This is a genomic window from Pseudomonas sp. GM24 (genome assembly GCF_000282235.1).
Classification (GTDB): Bacteria; Pseudomonadota; Gammaproteobacteria; order Pseudomonadales; family Pseudomonadaceae; genus Aquipseudomonas.
The window spans coordinates 1-9,789 of record NZ_AKJR01000256.1 but is presented as its reverse complement, the minus strand read 5'-3'; the positions used below and the strand labels follow the sequence as shown (position 1 = coordinate 9,789).

Sequence of the window (9,789 nt, the reverse complement as noted above, 5' to 3'; positions counted from 1 at the left end):
CTGCGATCTTTTGATCTTGATCTTGATCTTAAAAAACAAAAGCAAAAGATCGCAGCCTTCGGCAGCTCCTACAATGGATCGGTGGTGTGTCTGGAAATCAGTGGCGTTGCTGCCATTCTTCGCGGGTGATTTCCCAAAGCTCCCGAGGGAAACGCCCAGCGACGAAATCGTCTTCATCGGTCCGAATCAAACGCATTCCCGCGCGCTCCGAGATTCTGCGTGAGCCGATGTTCGGCGCTGCTTTCGGCACGCGCATCAGCGGGCGTTGCAGAGCGCTGAACCAGTAATCGGTCACCACCGCACAGGCTTCAGTCATCAAGCCCTGACCTTGCCACGCCGGCGCCAGCCAGAAGCCGCGATGGTTGTCCGCCTGATCCATCAGGCTGATATTGCCGATCAACTGTTCGGGTGCGGCCTTGAGGCGAATCGTCCAATGCCACTCCTTGCCTGCCGCCACCGCTGGCAAGGCAATGTCGCGCAGATAGGCGAGGGCACCGTCCTCCGGATACGGCCATGGCACGGCCGCGTTCAGATAACGCACCACGTCCCAATGCGGAAATTCGCGCTGCACGGCTTCGGCATCGGCCAGTTGCAATGGGCGCAGGATCAGTCGTTCGGTGTACAGCGTCGGTATGTCTTCCATAAACCTGCAGCCTCCATGCGTGTCTTTCAGGAACGCAGCAGGCTAGCGCATTTTTACCAGGTAGCGGCAGTGGCCTTGGGCAGGCTGAGCTTGCCGCTGTCGACAAAGCGCATGGTGCCAAACAGACCGCCGGCAAGCTTGCCGCGCAGCACATAGGGCAGGTTATCGAGGGATTGCGTGTGGCTCAGGCCAAGAGTCTGGCGCAGCACCGAGAACGCCGAGATGCTGACGGGGACTGTGACGATGGTTTCGGAAAAACGCGGGATCGAACCGCTCTGATCGCTCACGCCGGAGGCCAGCGAATGGCCGTTGACCTCCAGATCCAGCGCAATGCCGTTGTAGTCGATGGCCGTCTCATTGGGGTTCTGTACGCGAATCTTGATGGCGAAACGCACTTCCAGATCCTGGCTCGGCAACGGTTCGAGGCCGACCACGTTGATGTTCACCGGATCACGGTTGGGGAAAAGCGCACAGGCGCTCAGGGACAGCAGAAGCAGTGACAGCATGACGGCTTGGAAACGGCGCATAAACGGTCTCTCAACAAAAAAGGGCTGAACCGTCACCGGCTCAGCCCTCTCTATCAAAGGCCAGACGTTAGCGGTTCAACTGTGCGACAGCCGCCACCGGGGCAGGTTCACCTTTGGCCGGCAGGTCCGGGTTTTCCATGACCTGAAGGATAGAAGCTTCCGGGTCGAAATCGTCTTCTTCCAGCTCGATGAATTCTTCTGGCAGAAAGATGTTCAGCACGATAGCGCACAACGCACCGACGGTGATCGGCGATTCGAAGATGTTGCGCAGCGCTTGCGGCAGCTCACGCAGGACTTCTGGCACGGCAGCGATACCCAGACCCATGCCCAGCGAAATCGCCACGATCAACATGTTGCGTCGATGCAGGCCCGCCTCGGCAAGGATCTTGATGCCGGCCACCGCGACGGTGCCGAACATCACCAGTTCGGCGCCACCCAGTACCGGTTTCGGCATCAGTTGCAGCACCGCGCCGATCATCGGGAACAGCCCCAGCAGCACCAGCAAACCGGCGATGAAGAAGGCGACGTAGCGGCTGGCCACACCGGTGAGTTGAATCACGCCGTTGTTTTGCGCGAAGGTCACCATCGGCATGCTGTTGAACACCGCCGCCATGGCCGAGTTGAGGCCGTCGGCGAGCAGGCCGGACTTGATTCGGCGGATGTACAGCGGGCCTTTGACCGGTTGCCGCGAGATCATCGAGTTGGCGGTCAGATCACCGGCAGCTTCCAGCGGCGACACGAGGAAAATCACCGCCACCGGCACGAACGCCACCCAGTCGAAGTTGAAACCGTACTTGAACGGCACCGGCACGCTGACCAGCGGCACCTCGGGCATGGAGGCGAAATCCACGGTGCCCATCAGCCACGCCACCACATAGCCCAGCGTCAGGCCGATAACAATCGCGCCCAGGCGCAGAAACGGCACGTCGACGCGGTTCAGCACGACGATGGTGCCGATCACCAGCGCTGCCAGAAAGATATGGCTGGCCGCCCCCAGATCCGGCGCGCCGAAACCGCCGGCAATGTCGGTCATGGCCACTTTGATCAGCGACAGGCCCATCAGCGTGATGATGGTGCCGGTGACCACCGGGGTGATCAGCATGCGCAGTTTGCCGATGAACTGGCTCAGCACCACTTCGATGAAGGCTGCGAAAAAGCACACGCCGAAGATCGTCGAGAGAATTTCATCGGTGCCACCACCGCGCGCCTTGACCATGAACCCGGCACTGAGAATCACGCTGATAAAGGAAAAACTGGTGCCTTGCAGGCACAACAATCCCGAACCGACCGGGCCGAAGCGCTTGGCCTGGACGAAGGTGCCGAGGCCGGAAACGAACAGCGCCATGCTGATCAGGTAGGGGATTTCACTGTGCAGACCGAGGGCGCCGCCCATGATCAAAGTCGGAGTGATGATGCCGACGAAGCTCGCCAGCACGTGTTGCAGCGCGGCAAACACGGTGGCAGTGAGGTGCGGGCGGTCGTTGAGACCATAGATCAGGTCGTTGTTGCGCGGGGCTTTTTCAGAGGCGGTCATGGTGTTTTGCGCGCCGCGAGGCGGGGCCGGGTCAGAAAATGGAGGCGCAGGATGCCGGAAGAGGGCGGCGAGGGCAACGAGCAATAACTGCCTGAAAGGTCAGGTTTTATTGGCCGCTAGCGGTAGACGGCTATGTAGGAGCTGTCGAGTGAAACGAGGCTGCGATCTTTTAAGATCAAAAGATCGCAGCCTGCGGCAGCTCCTACAGCGAGATGTATCAGGAGAAGGCTGCGAGCAGATCTTCTTCAAACGCCTTTTGCGCATCCCCCGGCACCTGTGCTCGATGCCGGGCCAGATGAAACGCCACCTCGAAACTCAACTCGCCCTCGCGGATTGGCCGCAGCAGGCCCTTGGCTTGCCAACTGCGCGCATAGTGATCCGGCAGATAGCCGACATGTTTACCCGACAAAATAAACGTCAGCGTACCCTCGACCTGTTCCGACCGCGCAGAGCAGACCTTGCCCTGAAACGGTTCGTCACTGCGCAAAAACCGATAGGGGTGATCGACTCGGTCACAGGCCTGCAAGGCTGCATCACTCGGCGCTGCATCGGTAAACAACGGATGGCCGGCAGCACAGTACAAATGCTGGGTTTCGCTAAACAACTGGCGATAGTCGAAGGCACTTTGCACTTGCGAAAAATAACCGATCGCCAGATCCAGTCGCTGTTGCAACAGCAGGCGTTCCATTTCGCCGGGCATGGCACTGATCAATTCGATGCGTACAGATTCATCACGCTCGCGAAAGCGGCGGATCGCCACCGCCACCCGCTGCAACACCGACTGATCGACCGACTCGGAGATCCCCAAGCGCACTTCGCCGATCAAACGCCCGGCGACGCCGTTGGATTGATGGCGGAAGGTTTCAATCGATTCAAACAACGTGCGCACAGCAATCAGCAACTGCTCGCCCTTGGGCGTGACGCTGAAACCGCCCTTGCCGCGACTGCACAGACGATAGCCGAGACGGGTTTCCAGTTTGGCCATTTGCTGACTGATGCTTGACTGACTCAGGCCCAGATCACCTTGAGCCGCGCTGAAACCACCGCACTCGACCACCCGCACAAACAGGCGCAACAGTTGCAAATCGACGTCGTGCAGTTGACCCAACATCACATTACTCCGGAATAAAGTCAGGATAATTATTCGGCTATTTTTCTAATGTATCGGACCGCGCATTCTGCAACCACTTCCTCCGGTCAGGTGTTCGTCATGGCTCCCGTGTTCAAGCTGTGTTTCCCCGCGCTGCTGTTGTCCGTGGCTCTTCAGGCGCAGGCCGAGGACAAAACGCTAAATCTGTACAGCTGGGCCGATTACGTGCCACCGCAAACCCTGCAACGGTTCGAGCAGGAAACCGGTATCCATGTGCGTTACGACACCTTCGACACCTCCGAGGTGCTGGAGACCAAGTTGCTCACCGGTGGTAGCGGCTATGACGTGGTGGTGCCGTCGTCCAGCGTTCTGGCGCGAGGACTTGCGGCGGGTGCGCTGAAAGAAATCCCCCACGACGGCCTCAAGGGCTACGCCAATCTTGATCCGGACCTGCTGGAAAAAATGGCCGCCGTCGACCCCGGCAATCGCTACGGCGTGCCGTACACCTGGGGCACCTTGGGTCTGGGGATGAACGTTGAGGCGGTGAAGCAGCGCTTGCCCGATGTGCCGCTCAACAGCCTCGATCTGCTGTTCAAACCCGAGAACGCCAGCAAGCTGAAAGACTGCGGCATCGCGATCCTCGATTCGCCGCAGGAGGTCATTGGTCTGGCCCTGCATTACCTGGGTAAAGATCCCTACAGCACGGACAAAAGCGATCTGGCCGCCGCCGAGGCTTTATTGCAGAAACTTCAGCGGTCGGTGCTCTACGTCGCCACTGGCCGGCAGATCAATGACCTGGCCAGCGGCAACGTGTGCCTTGCGCTGACCTACAACGGCGACGCAAGCATGGCCGCTGATCAGGCACACAAGGCCAATAAACCCTTCGAAGTGGCGTATCGCATTCCCAAAGAAGGCACGCTGGTGTGGCAAGACAATCTGGCCATCCCCAAAGACGCGCCGCACCCCGAAGCTGCGCGGGCGTTCATCGAATTCATGCTGCGGCCGGACTCGGTGGCCGAGCTGACCAACACGCTGTTTTTTGCCACCGCCAACCAGGCCGCTACGCCGCTGGTGGATGAAGCCGTGCGCAACGATCCCGACATCTACCCACCCAGCGAGGTGCGCGCGCGGCTGTATGCCGATCGCAGCATGAGCCTCAAGGACATGCGTCAGCGCACGCGTCTGTGGACCACTTTCCGTAGCCACCGATAACAACAGGAGCACCACGATGGATGTGCCCATGCAAAACGATCAGGCCCTGACCCGTGACAGCCTTTATGGCACCGCCGCCGAAAGCACCTACGCCGGCATCACCAGTTTCATGCGCCGGCGCTACAGCCGTGACCTGCGCGGCGTCGATGTCGCGGTCAGCGGCGTGCCGTTCGACACGGCCACCAGCAACCGCCCCGGCGCACGTTTCGGGCCACGGGGGATTCGCGCGGCTTCCACCGGGATTGCCTGGGAGCGCCACTGGCCGTGGACGTTTGACCCGTTCGATCATCTGGCGGTGATTGATTACGGCGACTGCAATTTCGATTACGGATCGCCACACACCGTCCCGGAAAGCATCGAAGCCCACGCCGAACAGATTCTCAACGCCGGCAGCGCCATGCTCACATTTGGTGGTGATCACTTCATCAGCTATCCGCTGCTCAAGGCCCATGCGCGCAAGCACGGCACGCTGTCGCTGATTCATTTCGATGCGCACAGCGACACCTGGCCGGATGAAGAGGGTAAACGCGTCGATCACGGCACCATGTTCTGGCACGCGGCGCGCGAAGGTCTGGTAGATCCGGCACGTTCGGTGCAGATCGGTTTGCGCACGACCAATGACGATCACATGGGGTTTCAGGTGCTGGATGCTCGACAGGTGCATCGCCGTGGCTGCGAAGCGATTGTCGAAGCGATCCGCGCCCGGGTCGGCGATAACCCGGTGTACCTGACGTTCGACATTGATTGCCTCGATCCGGCGTTCGCTCCCGGCACCGGAACACCGGTGTGCGGCGGTTTGAGCACCGTGCAAGCGCTGGAAATTCTCGGTGGTTTGCGCGGGATCAATCTGGTCGGCATGGACGTGGTGGAAGTCGCCCCGGCTTACGATCACGCCGACGTCACCTCACTGGCCGCCGCCACACTGGCGATGGAAATGCTCTGCCTCTACGCCGCTCGACACAAGGTCGATATTTGACGCAACACTGCGTACCCCCTGTGGGAGCCAGCCTGCTCGTGAAGGCGTCAGATCAGCCAAACTCTTTGTCGACTGATCCGCCGCTTTCGCGAGCAAGCTCGCTCCCACATTTTCAGCAAAGGCTCCTGCCATTTTCTGACACCAGCCTCTGCTAAGCTGCGACCACTTTCCCAGTTGAGCCTGACCATCGTGTCGCGTACCACTCGTCTTTTGACTTTGCTGCAAGTGCTGCGCGGCAAAAAGCGCCCGGTGACGGCGGCAACGCTGGCCGCCGAGCTGGAAGTGTCCGAGCGCACGCTCTATCGCGATATTGCTGAGCTGACCGCCCTCGGCGCGCCGATCCATGGTGAAGCCGGGATCGGTTATGTGCTGCGCAGCGGCCTGTTTCTGCCACCGCTGATGCTCAACGCCGATGAGACCGAAGCCATCGTCCTCGGCTTGCGTTATGTCGATCAGCGCGGTGATGAAGTCCTCGGCAAAGCAGCGGCGGATGCGCTGGCGAAAATTGCCGCAGTGCTCGATCCACAAGCGCAGGAAGCGCTGCGTAATCCCACCGTGATGCCGGGCCCGCCGGGTTATGGTTTTCCACAAAACGCCGTGCCGTTGAACGTGTTCCGCCACGCTATCCGCGACCAGGCCAAGCTGCATATCGATTACGCCGACGCGCAACAGGTGCCCAGTCAGCGGCTGATCTGGCCCTTGGCGCTGGGCTTCCTCAATGAGGTGCGGATCATCGTCGCGTGGTGCGAATTGCGCAGCGCCTACCGCACTTTTCGAACCGACCGCATCAGCGCCGCTAGCCGCCAGGGCGACAGTTATCCGGGGCGGCGCAGCGACCTGTTACGCACTTGGCGCGAGCAGATGCAACTGGATGAAAGCGGGCGCTTCACTCCTGACAAAAACTGACGCAACGCTGATTTAGGATGGTTGCAGAACCAAACAAAAAAAGGAGCTGCAACCATGTCACATCCTGTCTCTACACTGGCCCCGGCGATCGCTGCGTATATCGATGCGGCCAACGCACGCGATACCTCGCGGGTCGGCAGTTTTTTTGCCGAGGATGCCAACGTGTTCGACGAGGGCCAGCATCAGGTCGGCCCGCAAGCCATCGCGCAATGGATGCAAGACACCGGGCAACGCTATCAGCCGCGGGTCGAAGTGCTCGACGTCCAGCAGCGCACCGGCAAGGTACTGGTGCACGGGCTGATTTCCGGGACATTCCCCGGCAGCCCGGCCCAGTTGCGCTATACGTTTCGCTTGAACGAACAGGGCAAAATCGCCCGCCTGGATATTTCCCTGTAAGCATCGTGGCATACTGCCGCGCATGACTTTCGACACTCCCCTCAGCGCCTGGCAACACGCCGTTCAACACAAGGGCTTTGTCCAGGACGAAGCCCAGGAACACGCGGTCTGGGCGCTGCAAAAATGCCATGAAGCCCTGCACGCCGGTGCCCGTTCGGTCACCGGCGTTTACCTGTGGGGGCCGGTCGGGCGCGGCAAGACCTGGCTGATGGATCAGTTCTATCAGAGCCTGCGCGTACCGGCGCGACGCCAACACTTTCATCACTTCATGGGCTGGGTGCATCAGCGCTCGTTCCAGTTGACCGGGATTGCCGATCCGTTGCGCGCGCTGGCCAAAGAGCTGGCGGCGGAGGTGCGGGTGCTGTGCTTCGATGAGCTGTTCGTCAACGACATCGGCGACGCGATCATTCTCGGTCGGCTGTTTCAGGTGATGTTCGACGAAGGCGTGGTCATCGTTTGCACCTCCAATCTGCCGCCGGATGATCTGTACGCCGATGGCTTCAACCGCGATCGCTTCGTACCGGCAATTGCCGCGATCAAGGCGCATATGCAGGTGGTGGCGGTGAATGGCGCCGAGGATCACCGCTTGCATCCAGGGGCCGGCCTGCAACGCTACTTTGTGATCACGTCGCCGGTCAGCGCGCTGGACGAAGTCTTTCAGGCGTTGACTGCCGGACAGCCAGCCAGCACCGAACCCGTGTCGGTCGGTCATCGTCAGTTGAACGTCGTGCAGGCCAGCGAATCGGTGTTGTGGTGTCGCTATGCGGATCTTTGCGAGCAGCCGTTCGCCGCCATGGATTTCATCGCGCTGTGCGATCGCTACACGGCTATTCTGTTGAGCGAGGTGCCGAACCTCAGCGCACAGAAACGTGAAGGGCGCATCGCGCGCGGCACCGAAGATGGCGCGCAGCGGGTCGTTGCAGGTGACCGCGAGCTGCCGCAATTGTCGGTTCACGATGACGGTGTGCGGCGTTTCATCGCGCTGGTCGACGAGTGCTATGACCGTAAAGTGCCGCTGTACATCGAGGCGCAAGTGCCAATGGATGCGCTGTACACCGAGGGTTATCTGGAATTCCCGTTCCGCCGCACCCTCAGTCGCCTGCAGGAGATGCAACTGCAGCGCTTTGCCGAAACGTGAGTGAAGAGGGCGCCGACATGAGCCAACCGCTTTCCCATCATTTGCTGACCATGGCCTACCAGAATGCCTGGGCCAATCATCGTCTGGCCAAGGCCTGGCGCCAGCTCGGTGCGGCAGATCTGGCCGCCCCCAGGGCGAGTTTCTTCCCGAGCATTCGTCTGACTCTCAATCACATCCTCACCTGCGACTGGTTCTACGTCGATGCACTGGAACGCGAGCTGCGCGGGGCTGAGCCGCATCCCGACTGCTACGTGTTTTTCAATGCGGATGAGCCATTTACCGACGGCCCGCAACTGCGCGATGAGCAGGCGCATGTTGATCGACGGCTGATTGCCTATTGCGAGCAACTGCGCGATGGCGATCTGGCCCGGATTGTCACCATTGCCCGCGACACGCCGCAGCACGACAGCCGTTTGCGCATGCTGTCGCACCTGTTTGAACACCAGATTCATCACCGAGGCCAGGTGCATGCGATGCTCAGCGACACAGTGGTCAAGCCGCCGCAACTGGATGAGTTTTTCTGTGCCGGCGAGAGTGGCCTGCGTGCCGAAGACTTCGCCGAACTGGGCTGGACTGAAGAGTTGATCTGGGGCCGCTGAAAAAGCCAAAGATCGTCCGATCGCGGCCCGAGCCTTCGGCCGCTCCTACAGATAATCGGGTGTAGGAGCTGCCGAAGGCTCGGGCCGCGATCGGTTGATCTTTTGATCTTTTGCATTTGCGGGTTGCCCGCTCGATCACCCCCGCGCTAAGGTCAGACAGCCTTTCAGTGCGCACTTTGCGCGCCGGGGCTTTTGTGTGTTCGGGGATGGAAATGGATTCCGCAGAGATTCTTGTGCTTCAAGCCAGCTACAGCAATCCAACGCACGCCGAGGCCATCGGTATCGTGCTCAATCATTACGCAGAAGACCCGATGGGCGGCGGTCATTCCCTCGACCCTGACCTGTTGCGTCGGCTCCCCGAAGAGCTGGCCCGACGCCCGCATGCGTTCAGCGTGCTGGCCTTTGTCGGGGGCGAGCCGGCGGGGCTGGTGAACTGCTTTGAAGGGTTTTCCACGTTCGCCTGCAAACCGTTGGTCAATGTCCATGACGTGGCTGTGGTGGGCAAATTCCGCGGCCTCGGTCTGAGTCAGAAAATGCTGCAGAAAGTCGAGGAGATCTCTCGCCAGCGCGGTTGCTGCAAAATCACCCTTGAAGTGCTGGAGGGCAACGCTGTGGCCCAGGGTTCTTACCGCAAGTTCGGCTTCGCGCCGGGCATGTTCGACCCGGATCATGGGCAGATGCTGTTCTGGATCAAAAACCTCCAAGCCTAGAAGCCCCTCACCCTAACCCTCCCGAAACGTCGGACCGCCCAGAGGGAGAGGGGACTGA

11 protein-coding genes are annotated in these 9,789 nt (G+C 60.4%); 7 read left to right on the top strand and 4 right to left on the bottom strand.

Going from position 1 to position 9,789, the window contains the following annotated elements; translation table 11 throughout:
- Positions 1 to 97: 97 nt before the first annotated feature.
- The 4 genes from PMI23_RS25640 to PMI23_RS25625 all read right to left on the bottom strand — a co-directional run bounded on the left by PMI23_RS25640 (position 98) and on the right by PMI23_RS25625 (position 3,815).
- Entirely contained in the window at positions 98 to 643 is a 546-nt protein-coding gene (locus PMI23_RS25640) for a GNAT family N-acetyltransferase (RefSeq protein WP_007917406.1), read from the bottom strand.
- Positions 644 to 696: 53 nt separating this feature from the next.
- Positions 697 to 1,170 carry an LEA type 2 family protein gene (locus tag PMI23_RS25635; protein WP_007917404.1) on the bottom strand — a complete coding sequence of 158 codons (474 nt, stop codon included), beginning with the start codon at positions 1,168 to 1,170 and terminating at the stop codon, positions 697 to 699.
- Positions 1,171 to 1,237: 67 nt separating this feature from the next.
- Positions 1,238 to 2,704 (bottom strand): nucleobase:cation symporter-2 family protein, encoded by a 1,467-nt coding sequence (locus PMI23_RS25630; protein ID WP_007917402.1) that lies wholly within the window; start codon positions 2,702 to 2,704, stop codon positions 1,238 to 1,240.
- A gap of 217 nt (positions 2,705 to 2,921) precedes the next feature.
- Positions 2,922 to 3,815, bottom strand: a complete 894-nt coding sequence (locus PMI23_RS25625) for a LysR family transcriptional regulator (RefSeq protein WP_007917400.1) — start codon at positions 3,813 to 3,815, stop codon at positions 2,922 to 2,924.
- A gap of 99 nt (positions 3,816 to 3,914) precedes the next feature.
- Here PMI23_RS25625 and PMI23_RS25620 point away from each other — a divergent pair, with 99 nt between their 5' ends.
- The 7 genes from PMI23_RS25620 (at position 3,915) to PMI23_RS25590 (ending at position 9,731) form a co-directional block, all read left to right on the top strand.
- On the top strand, positions 3,915 to 5,006 hold the full coding sequence (locus PMI23_RS25620; RefSeq protein WP_007917398.1) for a polyamine ABC transporter substrate-binding protein: 1,092 nt from the start codon (positions 3,915 to 3,917) through the stop codon (positions 5,004 to 5,006).
- A gap of 16 nt (positions 5,007 to 5,022) precedes the next feature.
- The gene (gene speB / locus PMI23_RS25615) at positions 5,023 to 5,982 is read left to right on the top strand and encodes an agmatinase (protein ID WP_007917396.1); all 960 of its coding nucleotides are present in this window, start codon (positions 5,023 to 5,025) and stop codon (positions 5,980 to 5,982) included.
- 189 nt (positions 5,983 to 6,171) lie between these two features.
- Entirely contained in the window at positions 6,172 to 6,888 is a 717-nt protein-coding gene (locus PMI23_RS25610; protein WP_007917394.1) for a helix-turn-helix transcriptional regulator, read from the top strand.
- A gap of 54 nt (positions 6,889 to 6,942) precedes the next feature.
- A complete protein-coding gene (locus PMI23_RS25605; RefSeq protein WP_007917392.1) occupies positions 6,943 to 7,284 on the top strand; it encodes a nuclear transport factor 2 family protein in 342 nt (113 codons plus the stop codon).
- A gap of 22 nt (positions 7,285 to 7,306) precedes the next feature.
- On the top strand, positions 7,307 to 8,422 hold the full coding sequence (zapE, locus tag PMI23_RS25600; RefSeq protein WP_007917390.1) for a cell division protein ZapE: 1,116 nt from the start codon (positions 7,307 to 7,309) through the stop codon (positions 8,420 to 8,422).
- A 17-nt stretch (positions 8,423 to 8,439) separates the two neighbouring features.
- Positions 8,440 to 9,021: a DinB family protein gene (locus PMI23_RS25595; protein ID WP_007917388.1), complete on the top strand. Its 582-nt coding sequence runs from the start codon at positions 8,440 to 8,442 to the stop codon at positions 9,019 to 9,021.
- A 212-nt stretch (positions 9,022 to 9,233) separates the two neighbouring features.
- On the top strand, positions 9,234 to 9,731 hold the full coding sequence (locus PMI23_RS25590; RefSeq protein WP_007913340.1) for a GNAT family N-acetyltransferase: 498 nt from the start codon (positions 9,234 to 9,236) through the stop codon (positions 9,729 to 9,731).
- Positions 9,732 to 9,789: the final 58 nt, after the last annotated feature.

What these genes read in the sequence shown, in the direction of transcription:
- PMI23_RS25630 (WP_007917402.1), bottom strand. Translation starts at nt 2,704, where the DNA reads ATGACCGCCTCTGAAAAAGCCCCGCGCAACAACGACCTGATCTATGGT.
- PMI23_RS25620 (WP_007917398.1), top strand. Translation starts at nt 3,915, where the DNA reads ATGGCTCCCGTGTTCAAGCTGTGTTTCCCCGCGCTGCTGTTGTCCGTG.
- zapE (WP_007917390.1), top strand. Translation starts at nt 7,307, where the DNA reads ATGACTTTCGACACTCCCCTCAGCGCCTGGCAACACGCCGTTCAACAC.
- speB (WP_007917396.1), top strand. Translation starts at nt 5,023, where the DNA reads ATGGATGTGCCCATGCAAAACGATCAGGCCCTGACCCGTGACAGCCTT.
- PMI23_RS25605 (WP_007917392.1), top strand. Translation starts at nt 6,943, where the DNA reads ATGTCACATCCTGTCTCTACACTGGCCCCGGCGATCGCTGCGTATATC.
- PMI23_RS25635 (WP_007917404.1), bottom strand. Translation starts at nt 1,170, where the DNA reads ATGCGCCGTTTCCAAGCCGTCATGCTGTCACTGCTTCTGCTGTCCCTG.
- PMI23_RS25640 (WP_007917406.1), bottom strand. Translation starts at nt 643, where the DNA reads ATGGAAGACATACCGACGCTGTACACCGAACGACTGATCCTGCGCCCA.
- PMI23_RS25590 (WP_007913340.1), top strand. Translation starts at nt 9,234, where the DNA reads ATGGATTCCGCAGAGATTCTTGTGCTTCAAGCCAGCTACAGCAATCCA.
- PMI23_RS25625 (WP_007917400.1), bottom strand. Translation starts at nt 3,815, where the DNA reads ATGTTGGGTCAACTGCACGACGTCGATTTGCAACTGTTGCGCCTGTTT.
- PMI23_RS25595 (WP_007917388.1), top strand. Translation starts at nt 8,440, where the DNA reads ATGAGCCAACCGCTTTCCCATCATTTGCTGACCATGGCCTACCAGAAT.